The organism is Bradyrhizobium sp. WSM1253 (assembly GCF_000244935.1).
Lineage (GTDB): Bacteria > Pseudomonadota > Alphaproteobacteria > Rhizobiales > Xanthobacteraceae > Bradyrhizobium > Bradyrhizobium canariense.
Genome location: NZ_JH600073.1, coordinates 2,460,166 through 2,481,834, shown reverse-complemented (window position 1 = coordinate 2,481,834; position 21,669 = coordinate 2,460,166). Strand labels below are relative to the sequence as shown.

Below are 21,669 nucleotides of genomic sequence, written 5' to 3'. Positions count from 1 at the left end.
TGAAGCAACGCGCCGGCAAAACATCCGGCACCACAGGAGTGTCAAACCATGTTCGTTCGTTGGACCACGGCGATCGCCGCTGCAATTTTGTTGTCGAGCCCCGCGCTGCTGCAAGGCGCCAGAGCAGCCGACAAGCTGACCAATCCGCAGATCGCCCATATCGCCTACACCGCGGGTGTGATCGACATCAACGCAGCCAAGCAGGCGCAGAAGAAAGCCAAGAACAAGGACGTGAAGGCGTTTGCCGACGACATGCTGCGCGACCACGAGGCCGTCAACAAGCAGGCGCTCGCGGTGGTCAAGAAGCTGAACGTCACGCCTGAAGACAACGACACCAGCAAGGCGCTGTCGAAGCAGGCGAGCGAGAAGCTCGCCGAATTGGACAAGCTGAGGGGTGCGGCCTTCGACAAGGCCTACGTCGCAAACGAGGTCGCCTACCACAAAACCGTCAATGGCGCGCTGGAAACCCAGCTCATTCCGTCCGCCAGCAATGCCGAACTGAAGAGCCTGCTGCAGACCGGCCTGAAAATTTTCCAGGGCCATCAGCAGCACGCCGAGCACATCGCGGCGGAGCTGAAATAGGGAGGCGATGATGCCGGGACGATTGTCTGCGATCGCGTCAGCGGTCCTGCTCGTGGCGTTGGCCGTCCCGGCGCACGCCGCGACCATAGAGATCACGATGGAGAACCTCGAAGTGTCGCCGAAAGACGCTTCGGCGAAGGTCGGCGACACCATTGAATGGATCAACAAGGACGTGTTCGCCCACACCGCGACGGCCAGGAACGGCGATTTCGACGTCAACTTGCCGGCGAAAAAATCAGGGACGTTGGTCCTCAAGAAGGCAGGCACGGTCGATTATTACTGCCGCTATCATCCCAACATGAAAGCGACGCTCAAGATCGAGCCGTAACGGGTTGGGGAGCGCATTCCCGACGGCAGCGGAAACTGGCCCCGCCCGCGTGGCGGGGGCGTTTTCGGCAAGGCTTACTGCCTGAAGAAAGACTTACTGTCGGGAGATGTCGACCGAGAATTCGCCGTTGCGGATGCGGCCAGGAAAGCCTTCGACGAACTTCGCCACCGCGTCCTCGCCATAGGTGCCGACCAGCTCGGCAAGGGCCGCGAACAGGCTCGCCTGCGCCAGGCAGTCGCCGTCGACGCCGTCATGGCGCGCTTCGGCCCAGGCCTCGTTGAGATAGCTCAGTGCGGCCTGTTTCTGCTCGTGATCGGGCAGCGGCGCGCGTGCGGGGGCGTAGGACACTGGATGGCTCATGAAACTCGTCAGGGCTGGGGCGCAATCCACGGCGATGCGCTGTGCGAGAGGTGTAGCACGCGGGTTAACGCCCGCTAGGCCACTTCTTTAGGAACGGTTAACGGCTGTGTACAAAGTCGATGACAGGGTTCCCGCCGCTGTCATTCCGGGGCGCGCGCAGCGCGAGCCCGGAATCCATCTGGTCGCAGAGACGGTGGAAGAATGGATTCCGGGCTCGCGACGTCGTCGCGCCCCGGAATGACGAATGGAGAGTTCAGTTCGCGTAACGCGCCGTGAGATCGCGCGAGATCTTCGCGCCTTCCTCGATGTAGCGGCGGATCGCCACCGTCGCGGCCGGCGTGCAGCTCCGGTAGGTCTGCTGAAAACCGTTATAGCCGCGGTTGAAGCCGGCGATCATGCGGGTGCGGCGTTCGCCCGCGGGGGTTTCGGCATCGATCAGCGCCTGCATCTCGCTGCGCCATTTGTTGCCCTCGTTGGACCCGCAGATGCCGCGCAGATAGTGCAGCCCGCCGAGGATCTCCGCCAGCCGCTGCAAATCGCCGTCAAACGGCGCTGCCCCGTCCTGAGCCCTCGTGGGCACCGAGGCGCAGGCGAGAATCAGGGCAAAAATGGCCAGAAATCGCATCGACATCGGCCGGGTGTATGCCTCCTCGGGGCGACAGACGCAAGGCGCCGGGCCGCGCGAGCGGTGCGCTCCCTCCCCCGCTTGCGGGGGAGGGTCGGGGAGAGGGTATCTCCGCAGGCGAGCACCCCCAAGAGGAAAAAGGCCTCACCCGCCGCGCTCTCGCGCGTCGACCTCTCCCGCAAGCAAGCGGGAGAGGTGCGGCGGAGTTCGCTGTGCTGCCTATGCCTCGATCAGGCGCGCGGCGGACTGGATGACCTCTTCCAGCCCGCCGGTCAGCTTGAGGTCGCCAAGGCTCGCCAGGGCCTGCGGGGCGATCCAGCGGAAGTCGTCGAGCTCGTCGTTGAGAACCGGCTCCCGGGCCACCCAGCGGGCGGCAAAGGACATGATCAGGTAGTGGCCGGCGCCGGCCGCGGCCGGCAGCACTTCGCGCCAGCCCGTGAGGCCAATGATGTCGATATCGAGCCCGGTCTCCTCGTCGATCTCGCGCGCCAGCGCCTGGTGCAGCGATTCGCCGAACTCGACCCGGCCGCCGGGCAGCGAATAGAACCCCTTTGCCGGCGAGCGTGCACGACGGGTCAGAAGCACCTTGCCGTCACGAAAAATCGCGGCACTGACCGCGATCTGGGGACGGGTCGGCTGAACGATCGCAGCCATGACTTCACCTGCTCGAGCTCAGTTCGCCATGATATTGTCGACGTCGGCTTCAGCGCCGCCATTGATAATGCCGCCGCAGGCCGCGATCAGCGGCCTGACCCACTGGGCGGCCTGCTCGGCGAGGCGAACGCGGGTCGTGTCCTTCTCGACCTCGCGCATGGCCGAGCCGACCGCGGTCAGGATCGAGGTCATGGTGTCCGTGAGGTGGTCAAACTGGGCGCGCACGTTCGGGTCGGCCTTTTCGTAGGCCTCGATCGCCAGATCCCGGGCCTTGAAATTCGAGGCGGTGAAATGCTCGGCATAGGACAGCGGCGACCAGGTCAGAAAATCTTCCGCGCATTCCGGCATGTCGGGCACCATTTCCAGCAGCATCACGGCTTCATTGAAATGGTTGAGATAGTCGGTGGCAAGCCCGGTCCGCGGGTTGATGTTGGCCACGCGCAGCCGCTCGGCCCAGGCCGCGGCCTCTGGCGCCGTCTGTCCATGCATTCGCGCCGGCTGGGAGACCGTTGAGCTCATCTGCCGCAGTGTTAACGTTCGGGGTTAAAAGGACCTGAACGGACCCTATATAGGCCATCGAGGATGTGTGGACGCTTCGTCATAACTTCGGCCCCCGCGGCTTTGCGGCAACTGTTCGGCTACATTGAGCAGCCGAACTTCCCGCCCCGGTTCAATGTGGCCCCGACACAACCGATTCCGGTCGTGCTGGCCGAGAACGGCGCGCGTCATTTTCGCCTGATGCGCTGGGGACTGCTGCCGGGCTGGGTCAAGGATCCCCGCGGGTTTACGCTCCTGATCAATGCGCGTTCCGAGACGGTGCTGGAGAAGCCCGCCTTCAAACGCGCGATTCGCCGGCGCCGCGGCCTGATTCCGGCCGACGGCTATTACGAATGGAAGACGGAGGATGGCCGCAAGCAGCCCTTCTTCATCCATCGCGCCGACGGCGCGCCGCTCGGCTTTGCCGCATTGTTCGAGACCTGGGTTGGGCCGAACGGCGAGGAGCTCGACACGGTCGCGATCGTCACGGCGGCGGCAGGCGAGGATCTCGCCACGCTGCATGACCGCGTGCCCGTCACCATCAGCCCGCGCGATTTCGAGCGCTGGCTCGACAGAAGCAGCGATGACGTCGATGCCGTGTTGCCGCTGATGACCGCGCCGCAAATCGGCGAATTCGCCTGGCACCCGGTCTCCACCCGCGTCAACCGCGTCGCCAACGACGACGACCAGTTGCTCCTTCCGATCAGCGCGGAGGAGATGGAAGCGGAGCTAGAGGCCGCGAAACCGAAGCGGGCGGTGCGGAAGGCCGCGGCCGGCTCGGCGGATGACGGGCAGGGGTCGTTGTTCTGAACACTGGCGCCGTAGGGTGGGCAAAGCGAAGCGTGCCCACCATTGCGCACCGAAGAAGCGGATAGGTGGTGGGCACGGCGCGTTGCGCCTTTGCCCACCCTACGGCAGCGGAGTTTGCGGCAGCCCTACACAATGTCTTTCGCCCGTAGTCCCGCGATCTCCGCCGCGTCAAATCCCAGCTCGCCCAGCACCGCGTCCGTATCCGCACCGAGCTCCGGCGCCATGCGGTCGAGCCTGCCGCCGCCATGCGCGAGCTTGAAGCCGCTGCCGGCGAAGCGCAGGCGACCGTAGGGCGTATCGAGCTCTTGGATTGCGCCGCGCGCCTTGATCTGCGGATGGTCGATCACCTCTTCGACTTTCCAGATGCTGGCGCAGGGCGCGCCGGCATCCTCCAGGATTGTCTCCCATTCGCGCGCCGGCCTGGCCGCGAGCGCCGCTTCGATGATGGCGCGCAGGGCCGGTTCGTTTTCGTTGCGGGCGAACCAGTCGGCGAAGCGCGGATCGGACAGCGTATCCTCGCGGCCGAGCGCAGACATCAGCGCGCGATATTGCTTCTCGTTGTTGACGGCGAGCAGGATGTGACCGTCGCCGCATCTAAACAAATTCGCAGTGGTCCTGCGGCTGACGGCCTGATTGCCCGACAGCTGCTGGCGATGGCCGGCGACCGACCAGTCCGCGATCTGTCCCGACAGGAATGCCATCGTCGCCTCCAGCATGGAGACGTCAATGAGTTGGCCCTTGCCGGTGCGATCGCGCTGGTACAGCGCGCTCGACACGCCAAAGGCAGCCGTGGCGCCCGACAGCACGTCGCACACCGCAAAGCCCGCACGAGTTGGCCCAGTCTCCGGATGACCCGTGATCGCCATGATGCCGGACAGCGCCTGCATCTTGCCGTCATAGCCGGGGCGCAGCCGATCCGGACCGGTCTGGCCGAAGCCTGACACCGCGCAGTAGATCAGTTTTGGATTGATTGCGGACAGCGCCTCATAGCCGATGCCGAGCTTGTCCATGACACCGGGGCGGAAATTCTCCATGACCACGTCGACCTGCGCGGCGAGCTTCTTCACGATCGCGATCGCATCGGGCTTTTGCAGATCGAGCGTCAGGCTCCGCTTGTTGCCGTTGATGGCCTGGAACGCCGGCGCCAGCCCGCGCTCGGCCCATTCGCGGCTGAGCGGCGTGCGGCGCATGTCATCGCCCTCGCGCCGCTCGACCTTGATGACGTCGGCGCCCAGGAGCGCGAGCTGGTAGCTCGCATAGGGGCCTGCCAGCACTTGCGTGAAGTCCAGGATCTTCACGCCCTCGAACGGTCGCGTCACGTCGCTCTCCCTTTTGTTGTGGTTGTCGGAGGACGTCAGGCGGCGCGATTGCCGCGCGCGATCTCCTTCTGCTTGTCGAATTCGGCGCGGCGGCGCGCCAGCTCTTCGGCTGAGAGCTGCGCGACGTTGTTGTAGTCGAGCTTCCAGGAGGCGTCCTCGCTCCAGCGCAGCGGCGACTGCATGGTGGTCTGCGGGCCGCTCGCGGTCTCCAGCAGTTTCAGCGCCAGCTCGAGCGTCTGCGCCTGCGAGACGATGTCGTGCGGCTTGCCGGCGGAATTGCCGAGCGGGAAATCCGAGAACAGGAAACGCGGCACGGCGGCGTGCTCGATGATGTCCTTGGCGCAGCCCATGATCACGGTCGGAATGCCGTTGGCCTCGAGATGCCGCGCCACCAGCGCCGTGGTCTGATGGCAGACGGGACAGTTCGGAACCAGCACCGCGACATCGACCTTGTCGGCAAGGCAGCGCGCCAGAATTTCCGGCGCGTCGGTGTCGAGGGTGACGCGATGGCTGCGGTTGGTCGGCGCCCCGAAGAAGCGCGGGGCCACCTCGCCGATGCGCTCCGCAGCGCTCGCCTTCAAAAGCTGCGGCAGCGGAAACCAGGTGCCGTTGTCGGTGGCCGTGGTGTGCTTGCGGTCGTAGCCGATATGCGAGATGCGAAGGTCGTGCTGCTTCGCCGTGTCGCCGTCATAGACCTGGTAGAATTTCGCGCCGCCATTATACGCCGCGCCCGGGCCCTGGTCGCCCTTGGTGGGGTCGTACGGCGCGGCCGTCGTGATGATAGTGACGCGTGATTGCGACAGCGGCTTCTTCAGCGGCTGGAACGGCGCCTCGGTGTAATGGGCCCAGCGATACGCCGTGGTGTAGCCAATCGCGGCGTAATAGTCCCGCGTGCGCTGCATATAGGGGACGGGGGCGTCATAGTCGGGCGCAAAGCCAAATTCGTCGTCGCGCGAAGCGGACATGGGCGCGTCTCCTGGTTCTTGTTGGCGACAGACTAGAGATAGTCGGGGGAGAGCTCAACGGGGGGCAGTGCGATGCAGGTCAGAATTGCAGCGCTGATACAGCGAGTCCCGCTTTTTCCCCTCTCCCCTTGCGGGAGAGGGTGGCTCGCCGCGAAGCGGCGAGACGGTGAGGGGTCTCCGTCCGCGTGCTCAACTGCATGAGATGCGCGCGCGGAGAGAAACCCCTCATCCGGCGCTTCGCGCCACCTTCTCCCGCAAGGGGAGAAGGAAGGAAGACAACCTACCGAAACACATGCAGCGCCACATGCTGCAGCAGCATGATCGCCTTGGCGTCGATGATGCGCCCGTCCGCGATCATCGCCAGCGCCTCGTCGATGCCAAGCTCCAGCACCTCGATGTCCTCGCCTTCGTGTTCAAGGCCGCCACCGTCGCTGACCCGCATCTCCGGCTCGTACTCGGCGACAAAGAAATGGAGCTTCTCGGTGATGGCGCCGGGACTCATGAACGCTTCGAACACCTTGTGGACGTGGTGCAGGCGATAGCCGGTTTCTTCCTCCGCTTCGGCGCGGATGCGTACCTCGGGCGAGGCATCGTCCAGCACGCCGGCGGCGGCTTCGATCAGGAGATCGTCGTAACCGCGGATGAAGGCCGGCAGGCGGAATTGCTTCACCAGGATCACCGTACGGCGTGCCAGATTATACGGCAGCACGGCGGCGGCGTTGTCGCGCTCATAGGTCTCGCGGTGCTGGGTCTGCCATTCGCCATTGGCGCGCCGGTACTCGAACGTGGTGTTCTTCAGCGTGGTCCAGCCGTCCGAGAGCACGCGGACGTCCTTGATGCGGACGCGGTCGGAAATCGTCATGGCTCGATCTCAATTGCTTGGCGTTGTGGTGCGGCCGTCGAGCCACTTCTGAAACATCACCGAGGTCGATTCCTCGAAACCCAGCGACTGGTAGAACGCATTGGCCTGCTCATTGCCGCGCCGGACCAGGAGCTGGAGCTTTGCGATGCCGGCCGCGCGCAGCCAGTCCTCGGCCGCCGCCATGATGACGCGGCCGTAACCACGTTTCTGGCTATCCGGATCGACCGCGACGTAATAGACCCAGCCGCGATGGCCGTCATGGCCGACCATCACGGTGGCGACGATGGCGCCGCCGTCGCGGCCGAGCAGGATGGTGGAATTGTCGCGCCGCCGCGCCAGCGCGATGTCCGCATGCGGATCGTTCCACGGCCGCGTCAGGCCGCAGCGCTGCCACAGCGTGACCACGGGCTCGACATCGGCCTCGGTGATCGCATCGATCGTGAGCGCACTCACAGCACTTTTCCCGGGTTCATGATTCCAAGCGGATCGAGCATCGCCTTGATGGACCGCATCAGCTCGATTGCAGTCTTGTCCTTCACATCGGGAAGCTCGTCGCGCTTGAGCACGCCGATACCGTGCTCCGCCGAGATCGAGCCGCCCATGCGCAGCACGATGGCGAACACGACCGCGTTCATCTGGTGCCAGCGCGCCAAATAGTCCGCGGTGTTGGCGCCGATGGGCTGGCTGACATTGTAGTGCAGATTGCCGTCGCCGAGATGGCCGAACGGCACCGGCCGCGCGCCGGGGATCAGCTTCACCACGGCTTCATTGGCTTCGGCGATGAAGGCGGGCACGGTGGCCACCGGCACGGAAATGTCGTGCTTGATCGAGCCGCCCTCCGGCTTCTGCGCCGACGACATCTCGTCGCGCAGCTTCCAGAAGCCGGCGCGCTGGGTGAGATTGGCCGCGATCACCGCGTCGTCGACGATCTCGTCCTCCATGGCGCGGCCGAGGATCGTTTCCAGCGGCGTGCGGGCGTCATCGCCGGGGGACGACAATTCCATCAGAACGTACCAGGCATGCTTTTGCGCCAGCGGATCGCGCACGTCGATGCCGTGGCGGATCGAGAAATCGACTGCCATCTCCGACAGCAGCTCGAAACTCGTCAGCGCATTGGCGGCCTCGCTTTGCGCGATCGCCAGCAGTTTCAGCGCGGCGTCCGGCGACTTCAGCCCGACGAAGGCGGTCTCGATCGACCGCGGCTTCGGAAACAGTTTTAGCGTCGCCGCGGTGATGATGCCGAGCGTGCCTTCGGCGCCAATGAAGAGGTTGTGCAGATTGTAGCCGGTGTTGTCCTTCTTCAGCTTCGAGAGCACGCCGAGCACGCGCCCGTCCGCCAGCACCACCTCGAGCCCCAGCGCCATCTCGCGCGCGACGCCATAGGCGAGCGCGGCCGTGCCGCCGGCATTGGTCGAGAGATTGCCGCCGATGGTGCAGCTCCCTTCCGCGCCCAGCGAAAGCGGAAACAGCCGGTCCACGTCCGCGGCCTTCTGCTGCGCGATCTGCAGCACCACGCCGGCCTCGCAGGTCATGGTGTTGGAGGCGGTGTCGATCTCGCGGATCTTGTCAAGCCGCCGCAGCGACACCACCACCTCGCCATTGTGCGGGGTCTGGCCGCCGACGAGCCCGGTGTTGCCGCCCTGCGGCACCAGCGCGATCTTGTGCTCCGAAGCGAGCTTGCAGATCGCGGCGACCTCCGCGGTCGAGCCTGGGCGCAGCACCAGGGGCGAGCGGCCGTGGAACAGATTGCGCTCCTCGGTGACATAGGCCTCGATGTCGGCCGCATCGGTGATCGCGTGCCTCTCGCCGACGATCTTGCGGAATTGTTCGATCAGCTCGGGCGCAAGCGGAGGGGTGGCGGAATGATTAATGTTCATTGTCTTGTCTCTTGCTTCGCTCTTATCTCGCCACGGCCGCCCGGCGCAGCCGGTCGTTGATCGCTTCGCCTAGATCCTCCTCGGGGATCGTCATCACCGCGATCGCCCGCGGGCGCCTCTCATCGAGGGCGCGAAGATAGCCGAACAGATTGGCGGCGGCTTCATCGAGATCACCGCTGGGCGACAAATTCATGACCGCGGCAGCGGCCTCCAGGCCAGGCAGGCGCGCGGGGCCGAACGCCAGCAGCGCTTCACCCGGCGCGACGTCCTGCGCATTGAGCCGCACATGGGCGCGCGGCGCGTAATGCGAGGCCAGCATGCCCGGCGCCAGCGGCTGGCTGTCGTCGCTGTCGGCCTCCGCCGGCAGTCGCGCCAGCGGTGCGCCGAGCACGGCCTCGATCCGCTCGCGTGACAGGCCGCCGGGCCGCAGCAGCATCGGCGCCGCAAAGCAGCCGACGATGGTCGATTCGACGCCGACCGTAACCGGCCCGCCGTCGACGATCAGGTCGATCCGGCCCGCAAGGTCGCCCTCGACATGGGCGGCCAGCGTCGGCGAGACGTGGCCGGAGAGGTTGGCAGACGGCGCCACCACAGCCCCGCCAAAGGCGCGCAGGATCGCCTGCGCCACCGGATGGGCCGGAATGCGGATCGCGACCGTATCGAGACCCGCAGTGGCAAGCTCGGCCACCGGGCAGTCTTCCGTCTTCGGCACCACCAGCGTCAGCGGCCCCGGCCAGAACGCCTCCGCAAGACGCAAGGCGCAGGCGTCGAATCGCCCGACCCTCTGCGCGGCCGCGAGGTCGGCGACATGCGCGATCAGCGGATTGAAGGCCGGCCGCCCCTTGGCGGCGTAAAGATGGGCGATCGCGCCGGCATTTCCGGCATCCGCCCCGAGCCCGTAGACCGTTTCGGTCGGGAACGCGACCAGCCCGCCGGCGGCCAATGTCCGGGCGGCAGCCTCCGCGCCAGCCTCGCCGGCCGGTAAAATCAGCGTTTCAAGACCCGTTTTCACAGGGATAAGATTCCTCAGCTCGGCCGCTTGCGGTGCGCCAAACCCGACGCTATAAGCCGGCCTCTTGTCGGAGTGTGGCTCAGCCCGGTAGAGCACTGCGTTCGGGACGCAGGGGTCGCAGGTTCGAATCCTGCCACTCCGACCATTCTTCCAAAAGTCGACGTTTTCCTAAGGCTCGTTCCCAATGGCTTGGCGGACCGGCCGCCGGCGCCCGGGAGCGCCTTCTTGCAACGATTTTCGGGGCGGGTCCACGGCCGATTTGGCCGGGCAGGGCGGCTTGTGTGAGCGGCATGGCTCGGCATTTGCCGATATCAATGACTCGGCGTTGTAAGCTAGGTCAGAGGACTACCGCCGCGCCACCAGCACGCCGATCATGAACGCCACCATCAGCGCCGGCAGCGGCGCCTCGCGCACCATGCCGCGAACGACGTGTGTCCAATGTTGCTCCGGGACGAGGCTCGGAGACCTGATCTCCGGCGTTGGCGTGATGCCCCATTCCGACGCTAGCTCTGCGACCTCGCTCGATGCGAGCCGCACGCCATCGCGGACGCGGAAGATCGCTGCGTCGGATCGTTCGCCTGGTGCGAGCGCCATCAGCGTCGCGACGGCTGTGCGCAACGTCATCTCGCCGTAGCCTTGCAGCCTGACCGATTCCTCGGGGTCGGACGTCATCGCAAATACCTCACAGCGCCAAATGCTCTACAGCGCGAAGTGGCGCGCGATGGTGAAGGCCATCGTCGCGCACAGGACCAGCGTGGATACCGCGCCGGCCACGCCGCGCACGAGATCGGCCCGCGTCAGGTGCCTGGTCATGATCTTGCTCCATGCTCGGCATGGCAATGGCGGGGAGGCGGCGTTGGTTCCTTGCGCGACGGGCGAATCGCGAACCGCGGCTATTTCCGCAGCAGCTCGCTCAGTGCGGCCGTCGCCTCGGCGCAGCGGATATCGTCGATTTCGCGCGACAGGCTGAGGGCGCTCGATCTGAGCTCTTCGACTTTCCAGCTCTCGGGGTGCTGGGTCTCGAGTTGACCGAGCCGCTTGTTCAGATCGTCCAATCTGGTCTGCAACTGCTCGACGCTGGCAGCCCCGTTCACCACCCAGACTCGTTGCGCACGCATCGTCGTTCCCCTGCTCGTCTCACGGCGTTGTGAGAGGGGTTCGTGGCCGCAATGGGAGTTTCTTTTGTCCGGCTTCAGACGGACGGGAACCGTTGCAGATCGGCAACGGGAGTTCCTTCGTGTTAGCGCGCGTCTGGAGCTCGGCCCGTCGCCGCATCAGGCCGCGCGCGGCCACTCGGTCGATTGCTTTTCAAGCCGGCTTTCGAGAATGGCGACGCTCACCCGGATATTCTCGCGCCGAGCCCGCAGGTTGTGCGCGAGCATGGGGTAGGCGACGTTCTGGGGATCGCAGATTCCAGCCTTCCGCTCTTCCTCCAGAATGTCGGCGTCGATCATTCGCAGGCGCCAGCGCAGGTCGGAGATCAATGCGTGGAGCTGTGTCGGCATGGTCGCTTCGAAACGGGACGTCGGGTGCATGATCGCCTCACGATGAGACAGACCCACTGCGGGTCTGAGGGATTTGACTGCCGTGCAGCAAGCGGAATGCCAGTGGGCGGCTGAGCGTCTCGCGCGATTGCTCGACGGCGCACCGGAACGATTGCCACTTTTTCCCGTTGCTGCAGGGGCCTCGACAACGAGGCGATCGAGGGACCCATGCCGCTCATCCGCTATTTCGTCTTCACCGGCGGCGCTCTGCTCGCCCTCCTGTACCTCGCTGACTACTACCTCGCCGGCCCCCTAAGCGCCGCCGCCGAAACCGGACCGGACCTCTCGATCGCCCGAATTCATTCTGCACAGACCTGGCCGGAGAAGATCGTCTTCGACACCAACGTGCGACAGATTCCGTTGACCAAAACTGTGGCGTCAACGTCAGACGCGGCGGCGCCAGTCGCGCCGGACGGTACGCGCCAGGCATTTGCCATGGCGGCGCAGCCCGCCGCGGAGCCCAGGCAGGCCAAGGCGGCCTCTCCGAACAAGCGCGTCGCGGAGCGGCATCGTCGCCGCCAGCCGTCGCGCATGGCGGCGCGCGGTCAGTTCTTCAACGAGCCCGTTGCCGCAGAATGGTGAGTGGCGCTCCGCAATTCATCGTCGGCGCTTCCCACGTGACGGGCGGGCTGCCTCTCGGTTGGGCACCGTGCCGGACAGCGAGGCTGTGCGCGCGACGCATCGCGCGATAGTCTCTGCCGCAACCTGACCAGGGAAGCGGACGAGGGAAAGATTCGTGGCGAGATTTGTGACGATCGCGGCCGGCCAGCTTGGCCCTGTGGCGCGGACCGAGACCAGAACCGCGGTCGTGGCGCGCCTGATGACCTTGATGCGCCAGGCGCACGCCAACGGTTGCGACCTGATCGTCTATCCCGAGCTCGCGCTGACCACGTTCTTTCCGCGCTGGTATTTCGAGGATCAGGCGGAGATCGACAGCTTCTTCGAGCGCGAGATGCCGGGGCCGCAGACGCAGGCGTTGTTCGATCTCGCGCGCGAGATCGGCATCGGATTCTACCTTGGCTATGCCGAGCTGACGGTCGAGGCCGGAATGGTCAGGCGCTACAACACCTCGATCCTGGTCGAAAAGAGCGGCGCCATCGTCGCCAGATATCGCAAGGTTCATCTGCCCGGGCATGCCGAGCACGAGCCCTGGCGCGAATTCCAGCATCTGGAAAAACGCTATTTCGAGCCCGGCGATGGTTTTGGCGTGACCGAGGCCTTTGGCGGCGTGATGGGGATGGCGATCTGCAATGACCGCCGCTGGAGCGAGACCTATCGGGTGATGGGCCTGCAGGGCGTCGAGATGGTGATGATCGGCTACAACACGCCGGTGCACAATCCGCCCGCGCCCGAGCATGACGATCTCTCGCTGTTTCACAATCATCTGGTGATGCAGGCCGGCGCCTACCAGAACGGCACCTTCGTGGTCGGCGTCGCCAAAGCGGGTGTCGAGGAGGGCGTCGACCACATCGGCGGAAGCTGCGTCATCGCGCCCTCCGGCGAGATCATCGCGCGATGCACGACCAAGAGCGACGAGATCGCGCTCGCCCGCTGCGATCTCGATCTCTGCAACTCCTACAAGCGCACCACCTTCAATTTCGACGTTCACCGTCAGCCGCAGGCGTACGGGATGATCGTCGAACGGAAGGGCGTGACCATGATGGCGGATGGAACGCCGGTGCGAACGACGGGGTGATCTCCTGTAGCCCGGGTGAGCGTAGCGATACCCGGGGCCGCTCGCGCGGCGTTCGCACCTTCCCGGATTACGCTTGCGCTCCATCCGGGCTACGGGACTTCCTGTGTCGCCCCCTGTCAGTCCGCCGCCGCTTAGAGGCGATGCTATCCCGTGCTTCGCTCGGAATTGGCCATGTCGCGGCAGTCAGGCGCAACAATCTCAAATGTCGTCCTGGCGAAGGCCAGGACCCATACCGCGAGGTCAAGCGATTTGACGCGGTATCAATCCCACCGAACGAATGTCCGCCAAACCCCTCCCTGGATAATGGGTCCTGGCCTTCGCCAGGACGACGCCTGAGCCATCAGTTTGATCCGTGATCGCATCACAACCAAGTGTCTTTATTCGGAAACAATCATTCCCTATTATCCCGCAATGCAAAAGACCGCCCGCAAATCCCAGCCGATTGCCCGTCCGCCCGGCCGTCCCCGGGAGTTCGACATGGACACCGCGCTCGACAGGGCCGTCCGCGTGTTTTCCGAGCGCGGTTATCATGCCACCTCGATCGGCGATCTCACCACGGCGATGCGGCTGGCGACCGGCAGCGTTTACAAGGCATTTCGCGACAAGCATGCGGTGTTTCTCGCCGCCTTCGAGCGCTACGTGGCCCTGCGCCAGGAGCAGACGCGTAGCGCGGCGGCGAAAGGCGCCAATGGCCGCGAGCGGCTGCGCAACATGCTGCTGTCGTATGTAGAGCATTCCCAGGGCAGCGAGGGGCGGCGCGGCTGCCTCGTGGTCGGCAGCGCCGTCGAATTGTCCGCGGTCGATCCGGTGGTCGCCGCCCTCGTCAGCGCGCGGCTGGAAACCAACGAAGGCTTCATCGCCGGCCTCATTCGCGAGGGGCAGGCCGACGGCTCTATACCCCGCCATGTCGCCGCCGATGACACCGCGCGGCTGATGATCTGCATCACGCAGGGCCTGCGCGTCGTCGGCAAGGCGCGCCTTTCGCTCGACGGCAAGCGCCTGGTCGCTGTCGCGATGAAGCTGCTCGCCTGAATTTTTTGTCATATTAGGGAACAAGCGTTTCCTATAGTTCGGAGACTGTGTGAAACGATGAATGCCACGATCGAGACCGCGCCGGATCCGGATGCAGTGTCGCAGCTCCTGACCTTCGTGCTTGCCGCGGCCTGTGGCATGGTCGCCGCCAACATCTATTACGCCCAGCCGCTGATCGCCCCGATCAGCGCCGCGCTCGGCCTGTCGCATGAAGCGGCGGGGCTGATCGTCACCATGACGCAGATCGGCTACGGCGTGGGGCTTCTCTTCATCGTGCCGCTCGGCGACTTGGTCGAGAACCGTACCCTGATCTGCTCCGTCATCACGCTCGGCGCGGCAGCCCTGCTCGCCGCGGGGTTCGCGTCCCACGCGCTGCCTTTCCTGATCGCCGCGCTGTTCATCGGGCTCGGCTCGGTCGCGGTGCAGATCATCATTCCCTATGCGGCGCATCTGGCGCCGGCAGCCATTCGCGGCCGAGTCGTCGGCAACGTCTCGACCGGCCTGATGCTCGGCATCATGCTGGCGCGGCCGGTGTCGAGTTTCGTCACGGCGATGCTGTCGTGGCACGCGGTGTTCTTCTCTTCGGCCGCGCTGATGATCGTGCTCGCAGCCGTGCTCTGGATGACGCTGCCGAAGCGTAAGCCGGTCGCGCGGATGCATTACGGCGAGTTGCTGCTGTCGATGCCGCATCTGGCGCGGACCACGCCGCTGCTGCGCCGCCGCGCGCTGTACCAGGCCAGCCTGTTCGGCGCCTTCAGCCTGTTCTGGACCGTGACGCCGCTGCTGCTCGCGAGCGAGTTCGGCTTCACCCAGAGCGGCATCGCGCTGTTCGCGCTCGCCGGTGTCGCCGGCGTGTTCGCGGCGCCGATCGCGGGGCGGCTTGCCGATCGCGGCCACAGCCGCATGGCAACACTGGTCGCGCTGCTGCTCGCGGCCGTGGGCTTCCTGATCACGCATGTCGGCGCGGCCGGATCGGTGCTGAACCTCGCCTGCCTGGTCGTGGCCGCGATCGCGATCGACATCGGCGTGCAGGGCAACGTCGTGCTCGGCTTCCGCGCGATCTTCGCGCTGGGGCATGAGCACCGCAGCCGCCTCAACGGCCTCTACATGGCGACGTTCTTCACGGCGGGCGCGGCGGGCTCGGCGGTCGGCGCCTGGGCGTTTGCGCAAGGCGGCTGGACGCTCGCATCGGCCATTGGCCTCGCGTTGCCCGTCGCAGGGCTGATCTATGCGGCCACCGAGTAGCGGCCGCGGTGGTCCAGATTGCGCGATTCGGCCCGTTTACCAAGGCCGTCCGGCCGGCAATTTCCACCTCGCAGTTTCCCTGCCGCTGTAGTACTTTGGTCGCAAGCGAGCCTGGTTAACGGGCGGCAGGGGGAGGCTGATGAGGCGTGCGGGGCTGGTTGGCGTACCGCGGGTACGACCATGGTCGTGGCAGGCGTTTCTGCTTGGATTCGTCGTTGTCGCGATGTCGGCTGCGCTCCAGGGCGTCTGTGTTGCGCTCGGCGCAAAACTTTATTTCGCGGCGTTCCTACCCAGCCTGTTCGTGCTCGGCATTGTCGCGGGCGCACCGGCGGCGGCGTTCGCCGCGGTGCTTACAATTCCGCTGGTGTGGTGGGCGTTCATGCCGCCCTTCTTCGAGTTCAATTCGCTGACCAGCGCGCATGCCGATTCCATCAAGCTGTTCTGCCTGCTCGCCGTGCTGGTGATCGGCCTTGCCGATCTCTGCCGTGCGACGATGGCGATCATCAGCCGCGGCGGGTTGAAGCCGCGGAGCGAGAGCGCGGCAACGAATTCGCAATAGATCGGCCTTGCGCGGTCGCGCACGTTGCGCGCAGGCAACAGTCCGGAAACCATTCGCACGCTTGCTGTGCGGCGCTAACTTTTCGAAAAAGATTTGGCCGCAATTTCTCCCCCGGGAATGACGAGGGAGTTTTCGGACATGAACGGCCAAATCACCGGGCACGCCATCTTGGAGAACGTGCGCCGCTACCGCGGTATCGCGTCGCTCTATCGCCAGACCGCTGCATTCCGTCCGGGCCAGAGCTGGTCGCTGCTCGAGCAGGCGAAGGATTGGGAAGCGCGGGCGCTGCTGGAGCTGGAAGCCTATTTTGCCGCGCGGATGGACTACGCCGCGACGCGTGCGGCCTGATCGTTAACCATCGGCGCGGCCTTGGGCAGGCCCGCCGAGGGGCCGGTCGTCGGGTTGCGTACGGAGACCACGGGGCGATTACGGAGTTCTCTCGACGCCCGCCTGTGCTAGCAACGTCCCGACCGAGACATCCCAATTCGGCCGGGGCAAGCGATGACCACCTTTAACCGCATCTTCACGACCGAGCGCCTGCTCCAGATCATCGTCATTCTCGCGGCCACGGTCGCGATGAAGCTGATGGGCTGAAATTCGACGGGCTATCGCGCGCCGAGTTCGGGCAATTCGGGAAGATAGTTCGACCCCTCCGATCCCAAGAAATCGAACATCGCCTGCGCCGGTGGCAACAGCACCTTGTCGCTGCGGCGGATCACGTACCATTGCCGCACGATCGGCAGGCCCGCGACGTCGAGCACGATCAGCCGGCCCTCGGTGAGCTCGTGCGCCACGGTGTGGGCCGAGATGAAGGCGATGCCGAGCCCGGCGATGACAGCCTGCTTGATGGTCTCGTTGCTGCTCATCTCCATGCCGATGATCGGCTCGAGATCCGACCTCTGGAACATGCCTTCCATCAGTGTCCGCGTGCCCGAGCCGGGCTCGCGGGTGAGGAAGGTCTCGTGCACGAGGTCGGTCAGGTTGAGGCCGGAATCCTTCTCCAGCCAGTGCCCCCTGCGGGCGACGATGATGTGCGGATTGCGTCCGAGCTGCCGGACGTCGACGCTGACATCGGCCGGTGGCCGACCCATCACCGCGAAATCGAGATCGTAGCCGTGCATGGCCTCGCGGATCTCCTCGCGATTGCCGACCGTGAGCTTGAGCTCGATCTTCGGATACCGCTTCGAGAATGCCGCGATCGCGTGCGGCACGAAATACTTTGCAGTCGAGACAGCGCCGAGATGCACCGTGCCGCCGGTCCGCCCCGCAAGCAGGTCGAGCGCGCCCTGGCAGTCGGCGATTGCGGCTTCGACCCGCTCGGCGAGGGTAAGCACCTCCTTGCCCGCCTCCGTCAGCAGCATGCCGTCGCCGGTCCGCTGCAGCAGCGGCAGTCCGGCGAGATCCTGAAGCTGGCGCAGTTGCTGGGTCACGGCCGGCTGCGTCAGGCCGAGTTGGGTCGATGCGGCCGTGACGCTGCCCTTGGCCGCGAGCGCCGCGAGCGAGCGAAGCTGCCGGATCGTCAGATGCCGGAGCTGTGCTGAGGCATTATAAGATAATTCTTTGGCACTCATTATGAATAGAAATTTTCCTTATTAAGCCACCCCTGTCAATCTCATCGTTGTTGGCACTGACCGCACCGGACCTCCAGCGGGGAGGGAACTGGATACGGCACCAGCAAGGGGATGGACGCAGATGACCGGGCAACTCAGGCTGGACGACCACCTTCAGCGGTATTCCGAGACGGCGCCGCATGCGCTGGCCGTGGCGGCCGCGGTCGACGCCATCGCGGCAGCCGCGATCGAGATCGCCGATCTCATCGCGACGGGAGACCTTGCGGACGCATCGGGCCTGACCACCGGCCGTAATAGCGACGGTGACGTCCAGCGCGATCTCGACGTGCAGGCCGACGCGATCCTGCGCCGCTGCCTCGGCAAGTTGCCGATTGCGGCACTGGCGTCAGAGGAGATGCGCGAACCGCAGATCGGCGACCGCGCGGCGAAGATCTGCGTCGCGATCGATCCGCTCGACGGCTCCTCCAACATCGACATCAACATGACCGTGGGCACGATCTTCTCGATCCTGCCCGCGCCCGATGATCTCACGCTCGCCTTCCATCAGCGCGGCTCGGCGCAGCTCGCGGCGGGGTTCGTCACCTACGGCCCGCAGACCTCGCTGGTGCTGACGCTTGGCGAGGGTGTCGACATCTTCACGCTTGACCGCAAGTCCGGTTGCTTCCGTCTCGCCCGCAGCGCCGTGCAGATCTCGGAGACGTGCGAGGAGTTCGCGATCAACGCCTCGAACCGCCGGCATTGGGAACAGCCGGTGCGCGCCTTCGTCGACGAATGCCTCGCCGGTGTGGAAGGGCAGGCCAATCACAATTTCAACATGCGCTGGGTCGGCTCGCTGGTTGCCGAGGCCTATCGCATCCTCACCCGCGGTGGCGTGTTCCTCTATCCCTCCGATGCACGGCCCGGTTATGGCGACGGCCGCCTGCGCCTCGTCTACGAGGCGCACCCGATGGCTTACATCATCGAGCAGGCCGGCGGCTCGGCTTCGACCGGGCGCGAGCGCATCCTCGAACTCTCGGCGCAGAGCCTGCACCAGCGCGTGCCGCTGATCATGGGCTCGAGCAACGAGGTGCAGCGCGTCGAGGAGCTGCATTGCGATCCCTTGCTGGTCGCCAGCGTCTCCGCACCGCTGTTCGCGCGGCGCGGCTTCTTCCGGCTGTGAGCGAGGCATCCTATGTCCAGGAAGTATCCGATCATCTCCATCACCGGCTCTTCCGGCGCCGGCACCACGTCGGTCAAGAAGACCTTTGAGCAGATATTCTTCCGCGAGAAGGTCAACGCCGCCTACATCGAAGGCGACGCCTTCCATCGCTACGATCGCGCGGAAATGCGCACGCAGATGGCGAAGGAGGCCGATCGCGGCAACAGGCATTTCAGCCATTTCAGCCCCGAGACCAACCTGTTCGAGGAGCTGGAGCGGGCGTTCCGCGACTATGGCGAGAGCGGCACAGCGATGACGCGGCACTACGTCCACGATGCCGAGGAATCCGCGCTGCATGGTGCCGCACCCGGCACCTTCACCGAATGGAAACGACTGCCGGAGAGCTCCGATCTGCTGTTCTACGAAGGCCTGCACGGCGCGGTCGTCACCGACAAGGTCAACGTCGCGCGCTATGCCGACCTCAAGATCGGCGTCGTGCCCGTCATCAATCTCGAATGGATCCAGAAGCTGCATCGCGACCGCAGTGCGCGAGGCTATTCGACCGAGGCCGTCACCGACACCGTTCTGCGGCGGATGCCCGACTACATCCACTACATCTGCCCGCAATTTTCCGAAACCGACATCAACTTCCAGCGCGTGCCCACGGTGGACACCTCCAATCCATTCATCGCGCGCTGGATCCCGACGCCGGATGAATCGATGGTCGTGATTCGCTTCAAGAATCCCCGCGGCATCGACTTCCCCTATCTGCTCTCGATGCTGCCGCAAAGCTGGATGTCCCGCGCCAATTCGATCGTCTGCCCCGGCGCGAAGCTCGATCTCGCCATGCAGCTCATCCTGACGCCGCTGATCATGCAGCTGATCGAGCGCAAGCGAAACCTGAAGTGAACAAGGAGAGTATCCGATGAACATCTCCGTCCACGCTGACGCCGACCTCACGGCGGTTGCGCACAGCGATCTCGCCAATGCCGTCCGCTTTCTCGCGGTCGATGCCATCGAGACCTCGCAGTCCGGCCATCCCGGCCTGCCCATGGGCATGGCCGATGTCGCGACCGTGCTGTTCTCGCGCTTCCTGAAATTCGACTCGGCTCACCCCAATTGGCCGGACCGCGACCGCTTCGTGCTGTCGGCGGGCCATGGCTCGATGCTGCTCTATGCATTGCTCCATCTCACCGGCGGCGACCTCAGCCTCGATGACATCAAGGCCTTTCGGCAATGGGGCTCGAAGACGCCGGGGCATCCGGAATATGGCCACACGCCGGGCGTCGAGACGACGACCGGTCCGCTGGGGCAGGGGATTGCGACCGCGGTGGGCATGGCCCTCGCCGAGCGCATGGCCAATGCGCGGCATGGCGATGGCCTCGTCGACCACTTTACGTATGTGATCGCCGGCGACGGCTGCCTGATGGAAGGCATCAGCCAGGAAGCGATCTCGCTCGCCGGCCATCTCGGGCTGGGCCGCCTGATCGTGCTGTTCGACGACAATGGCATCTCGATCGACGGCCCGACCTCGCTCGCGACCTCCGACGACCAGCTCGCGCGCTTCGCTGCCTCCGGCTGGTCGGTTCGCCGTGTCGACGGGCACGATCCCGAAGCAGTTGCGCAGGCGATCGCCGAGGAGCGTGAGAGCACAAGACCGTCATTGATCGCCTGCCGCACCATCATCGGCTATGGCGCGCCGGATCGTCAGGGCACCGAGAAGGCGCATGGCGCGCCGCTCGGCACCGAGCAGGCGGCAGCGGCGCGGCGAGCGCTCGGCTGGGACTATCAGCCCTTCGTGGTGCCAATCCCGATCCTGAAAGCATGGCGGATGATCGGGCAGCGCGGGCAGGTCGCGCGTCTCGCCTGGCTCGATCGCTATGAATGCGCGACGCCCGAGCAGCGCGATCTGTTTGTCGAGGGCAAGACGGTTGCCCTGCCGAACGCCTATGCCCAAGCCTCGGCGAAATTGCGCGAACGCTTTGCCACCGAGCGTCCGAAGCTTGCGACGCGGCAGGCGTCGCAACAGGTGCTCGACGGCATCGCAGGGACGATTCCCGGATTTGTCGGCGGCTCGGCGGACCTCACGCATTCGAACCTGACGCATGCCAAGGCGCAGACCCCGGTCAAGCGCGACGCGTTCGCCGGCGATTACATCCATTATGGCATCCGCGAGCACGGCATGGCGGCCGCGATGAACGGCCTCGCGCTGCACGGCGGCTTCATTCCCTATGGCGGCACCTTCCTCGCCTTCTCTGATTACAGCCGGCCGGCGATCCGCCTTGCGGCGTTGATGCGGATCCGCGTCATTCATGTGATGACCCATGACTCCATTGGTCTCGGTGAGGACGGCCCCACGCATCAACCAGTCGAGCATCTCGCAGCGCTTCGCGTCATTCCGAACCTGCTTGTGTTCCGGCCGGCCGACGCGGTTGAGACGCTGGAAGCCTGGGACTGCGCGCTCCAAGCTGAAAATCGTCCCTCCGTGCTGTGCCTGTCCCGTCAGGCCCTGCCGACCTTCCGCAGCGATGTCCGTGGAAGAAACCGCGTCGCACGCGGCGCCTATCTGATTGTTTCGCCGGACGGCGGCCGAGACGTGACGCTCATTGCAACAGGTTCGGAAGTCTCGACTGCGCTGGAAGCGGCTCGCCTGCTTGCCACCGAGCATATCCGCGCGGCCGTCGTCTCCGCACCCTGCTTCGCGTTGTTCGAGGAGCAGCCGGAGGACTACCGCGCTGCCGTGCTCGGCACTGTGCCCCGGGTGGGCATCGAGGCGGCAGTCGCCGGCGATTGGCATCGCTGGATCGGCACCGAGGGCGAATTCGTCGGCATGCGCGGCTTCGGTGCTTCAGCGCCGGCCCCGGTGCTCTACCGCGAATTCGGCATCACGCCACAAAGCGTTGCGGAAGCCGCCCGGCGGGCGATGGCCCGCACAGGCAAGCAATAACAGGAG

26 protein-coding genes and 1 tRNA gene are annotated in these 21,669 nt (G+C 65.4%); 13 read left to right on the top strand and 14 right to left on the bottom strand.

What is annotated here, in order from left to right; translation table 11 throughout:
- Window positions 1-48: 48 nt before the first annotated feature.
- Both BRA1253DRAFT_RS13385 and BRA1253DRAFT_RS13380 read left to right on the top strand, forming a co-directional pair.
- Window positions 49-582: a DUF4142 domain-containing protein gene (locus tag BRA1253DRAFT_RS13385; RefSeq protein WP_007594894.1), complete on the top strand. Its 534-nt coding sequence runs from the start codon at window positions 49-51 to the stop codon at window positions 580-582.
- Between the two features lie 10 nt (window positions 583-592).
- The gene (locus tag BRA1253DRAFT_RS13380) at window positions 593-910 is read left to right on the top strand and encodes a cupredoxin domain-containing protein (RefSeq protein ID WP_007594893.1); all 318 of its coding nucleotides are present in this window, start codon (window positions 593-595) and stop codon (window positions 908-910) included.
- A 93-nt stretch (window positions 911-1,003) separates the two neighbouring features.
- Here BRA1253DRAFT_RS13380 and BRA1253DRAFT_RS13375 read toward each other — a convergent pair whose 3' ends face one another.
- From BRA1253DRAFT_RS13375 to BRA1253DRAFT_RS13360, 4 genes are all read right to left on the bottom strand, one after another.
- The gene (locus BRA1253DRAFT_RS13375; RefSeq protein WP_007594892.1) at window positions 1,004-1,270 is read right to left on the bottom strand and encodes a hypothetical protein; all 267 of its coding nucleotides are present in this window, start codon (window positions 1,268-1,270) and stop codon (window positions 1,004-1,006) included.
- A 253-nt stretch (window positions 1,271-1,523) separates the two neighbouring features.
- Window positions 1,524-1,901 (bottom strand): TIGR02301 family protein, encoded by a 378-nt coding sequence (locus BRA1253DRAFT_RS13370; RefSeq protein WP_007594891.1) that lies wholly within the window; start codon window positions 1,899-1,901, stop codon window positions 1,524-1,526.
- Window positions 1,902-2,114: 213 nt separating this feature from the next.
- A complete protein-coding gene (locus BRA1253DRAFT_RS13365) occupies window positions 2,115-2,549 on the bottom strand; it encodes an NUDIX hydrolase (RefSeq protein ID WP_007594890.1) in 435 nt (144 codons plus the stop codon).
- 18 nt (window positions 2,550-2,567) lie between these two features.
- Entirely contained in the window at window positions 2,568-3,068 is a 501-nt protein-coding gene (locus tag BRA1253DRAFT_RS13360; protein WP_007594889.1) for a hypothetical protein, read from the bottom strand.
- Between the two features lie 63 nt (window positions 3,069-3,131).
- On the opposite strand from BRA1253DRAFT_RS13360, the gene BRA1253DRAFT_RS13355 reads away from it, so the two are divergent.
- Entirely contained in the window at window positions 3,132-3,896 is a 765-nt protein-coding gene (locus BRA1253DRAFT_RS13355; protein WP_007594888.1) for an SOS response-associated peptidase, read from the top strand.
- Window positions 3,897-4,021: 125 nt separating this feature from the next.
- Here the strand turns inward: BRA1253DRAFT_RS13355 and BRA1253DRAFT_RS13350 are convergent, their stop codons facing one another.
- The 6 genes from BRA1253DRAFT_RS13350 to BRA1253DRAFT_RS13325 form a co-directional block, all read right to left on the bottom strand.
- Window positions 4,022-5,215, bottom strand: a complete 1,194-nt coding sequence (locus BRA1253DRAFT_RS13350) for a CaiB/BaiF CoA-transferase family protein (RefSeq protein ID WP_007594887.1) — start codon at window positions 5,213-5,215, stop codon at window positions 4,022-4,024.
- A gap of 35 nt (window positions 5,216-5,250) precedes the next feature.
- Window positions 5,251-6,180: a hypothetical protein gene (locus BRA1253DRAFT_RS13345; protein WP_007594885.1), complete on the bottom strand. Its 930-nt coding sequence runs from the start codon at window positions 6,178-6,180 to the stop codon at window positions 5,251-5,253.
- Between the two features lie 280 nt (window positions 6,181-6,460).
- Window positions 6,461-7,042, bottom strand: a complete 582-nt coding sequence (locus tag BRA1253DRAFT_RS13340) for a TrgB-like protein (protein ID WP_007594883.1) — start codon at window positions 7,040-7,042, stop codon at window positions 6,461-6,463.
- Window positions 7,043-7,051: 9 nt separating this feature from the next.
- Window positions 7,052-7,495, bottom strand: a complete 444-nt coding sequence (locus BRA1253DRAFT_RS13335) for a GNAT family acetyltransferase (RefSeq protein ID WP_007594881.1) — start codon at window positions 7,493-7,495, stop codon at window positions 7,052-7,054.
- Window positions 7,492-8,919: an FAD-binding oxidoreductase gene (locus BRA1253DRAFT_RS13330; protein ID WP_007594880.1), complete on the bottom strand. Its 1,428-nt coding sequence runs from the start codon at window positions 8,917-8,919 to the stop codon at window positions 7,492-7,494. The genes BRA1253DRAFT_RS13335 and BRA1253DRAFT_RS13330 overlap by 4 nt, the downstream gene beginning before the upstream one ends.
- Window positions 8,920-8,941: 22 nt before the next feature.
- A complete protein-coding gene (locus tag BRA1253DRAFT_RS13325) occupies window positions 8,942-9,931 on the bottom strand; it encodes an L-threonylcarbamoyladenylate synthase (RefSeq protein ID WP_007594878.1) in 990 nt (329 codons plus the stop codon).
- A 68-nt stretch (window positions 9,932-9,999) separates the two neighbouring features.
- Between BRA1253DRAFT_RS13325 and BRA1253DRAFT_RS13320 the strand changes: the two genes are divergently transcribed.
- A tRNA-Pro gene (locus BRA1253DRAFT_RS13320) sits at window positions 10,000-10,076 on the top strand.
- A gap of 200 nt (window positions 10,077-10,276) precedes the next feature.
- Here the strand turns inward: BRA1253DRAFT_RS13320 and BRA1253DRAFT_RS13315 are convergent.
- From BRA1253DRAFT_RS13315 to BRA1253DRAFT_RS13305, 3 genes are all read right to left on the bottom strand, one after another.
- Window positions 10,277-10,603 carry a hypothetical protein gene (locus BRA1253DRAFT_RS13315; RefSeq protein WP_007594877.1) on the bottom strand — a complete coding sequence of 109 codons (327 nt, stop codon included), beginning with the start codon at window positions 10,601-10,603 and terminating at the stop codon, window positions 10,277-10,279.
- 221 nt (window positions 10,604-10,824) lie between these two features.
- The gene (locus BRA1253DRAFT_RS13310; RefSeq protein WP_007594875.1) at window positions 10,825-11,049 is read right to left on the bottom strand and encodes a hypothetical protein; all 225 of its coding nucleotides are present in this window, start codon (window positions 11,047-11,049) and stop codon (window positions 10,825-10,827) included.
- A gap of 156 nt (window positions 11,050-11,205) precedes the next feature.
- Window positions 11,206-11,385, bottom strand: a complete 180-nt coding sequence (locus tag BRA1253DRAFT_RS13305; RefSeq protein ID WP_371261319.1) for a hypothetical protein — start codon at window positions 11,383-11,385, stop codon at window positions 11,206-11,208.
- A gap of 258 nt (window positions 11,386-11,643) precedes the next feature.
- Here BRA1253DRAFT_RS13305 and BRA1253DRAFT_RS13300 point away from each other — a divergent pair, with 258 nt between their 5' ends.
- From BRA1253DRAFT_RS13300 to BRA1253DRAFT_RS13275, 6 genes are all read left to right on the top strand, one after another.
- Entirely contained in the window at window positions 11,644-12,057 is a 414-nt protein-coding gene (locus BRA1253DRAFT_RS13300) for a hypothetical protein (protein WP_007594873.1), read from the top strand.
- Between the two features lie 154 nt (window positions 12,058-12,211).
- Window positions 12,212-13,171, top strand: a complete 960-nt coding sequence (locus BRA1253DRAFT_RS13295) for an N-carbamoyl-D-amino-acid hydrolase (RefSeq protein WP_007594872.1) — start codon at window positions 12,212-12,214, stop codon at window positions 13,169-13,171.
- 411 nt (window positions 13,172-13,582) lie between these two features.
- Window positions 13,583-14,203, top strand: coding sequence for a TetR/AcrR family transcriptional regulator (locus tag BRA1253DRAFT_RS13290; RefSeq protein WP_035993264.1), 621 nt, complete (start codon window positions 13,583-13,585; stop codon window positions 14,201-14,203).
- Window positions 14,204-14,260: 57 nt separating this feature from the next.
- Window positions 14,261-15,448 (top strand): MFS transporter, encoded by a 1,188-nt coding sequence (locus BRA1253DRAFT_RS13285; protein WP_007594854.1) that lies wholly within the window; start codon window positions 14,261-14,263, stop codon window positions 15,446-15,448.
- Between the two features lie 139 nt (window positions 15,449-15,587).
- Complete coding sequence (locus BRA1253DRAFT_RS13280) at window positions 15,588-16,007, top strand: hypothetical protein (protein WP_007594853.1); 420 nt, start codon at window positions 15,588-15,590, stop codon at window positions 16,005-16,007.
- A 138-nt stretch (window positions 16,008-16,145) separates the two neighbouring features.
- On the top strand, window positions 16,146-16,355 hold the full coding sequence (locus tag BRA1253DRAFT_RS13275; RefSeq protein WP_007594851.1) for a hypothetical protein: 210 nt from the start codon (window positions 16,146-16,148) through the stop codon (window positions 16,353-16,355).
- 257 nt (window positions 16,356-16,612) lie between these two features.
- On the opposite strand, the gene BRA1253DRAFT_RS13270 is transcribed toward BRA1253DRAFT_RS13275, so the two are convergent.
- Window positions 16,613-17,578, bottom strand: a complete 966-nt coding sequence (locus BRA1253DRAFT_RS13270; RefSeq protein WP_007594850.1) for a LysR family transcriptional regulator — start codon at window positions 17,576-17,578, stop codon at window positions 16,613-16,615.
- 121 nt (window positions 17,579-17,699) lie between these two features.
- Between BRA1253DRAFT_RS13270 and BRA1253DRAFT_RS13265 the strand changes: the two genes are divergently transcribed.
- The 3 genes from BRA1253DRAFT_RS13265 to tkt are packed head-to-tail and all read left to right on the top strand — an operon-like array spanning window position 17,700 to window position 21,663.
- Complete coding sequence (locus tag BRA1253DRAFT_RS13265) at window positions 17,700-18,737, top strand: class 1 fructose-bisphosphatase (protein WP_007594848.1); 1,038 nt, start codon at window positions 17,700-17,702, stop codon at window positions 18,735-18,737.
- Between the two features lie 12 nt (window positions 18,738-18,749).
- The gene (locus tag BRA1253DRAFT_RS13260) at window positions 18,750-19,625 is read left to right on the top strand and encodes a phosphoribulokinase (RefSeq protein ID WP_007594842.1); all 876 of its coding nucleotides are present in this window, start codon (window positions 18,750-18,752) and stop codon (window positions 19,623-19,625) included.
- Between the two features lie 16 nt (window positions 19,626-19,641).
- Window positions 19,642-21,663: a transketolase gene (gene tkt / locus BRA1253DRAFT_RS13255; RefSeq protein ID WP_007594840.1), complete on the top strand. Its 2,022-nt coding sequence runs from the start codon at window positions 19,642-19,644 to the stop codon at window positions 21,661-21,663.
- Window positions 21,664-21,669 lie beyond the last annotated feature (6 nt).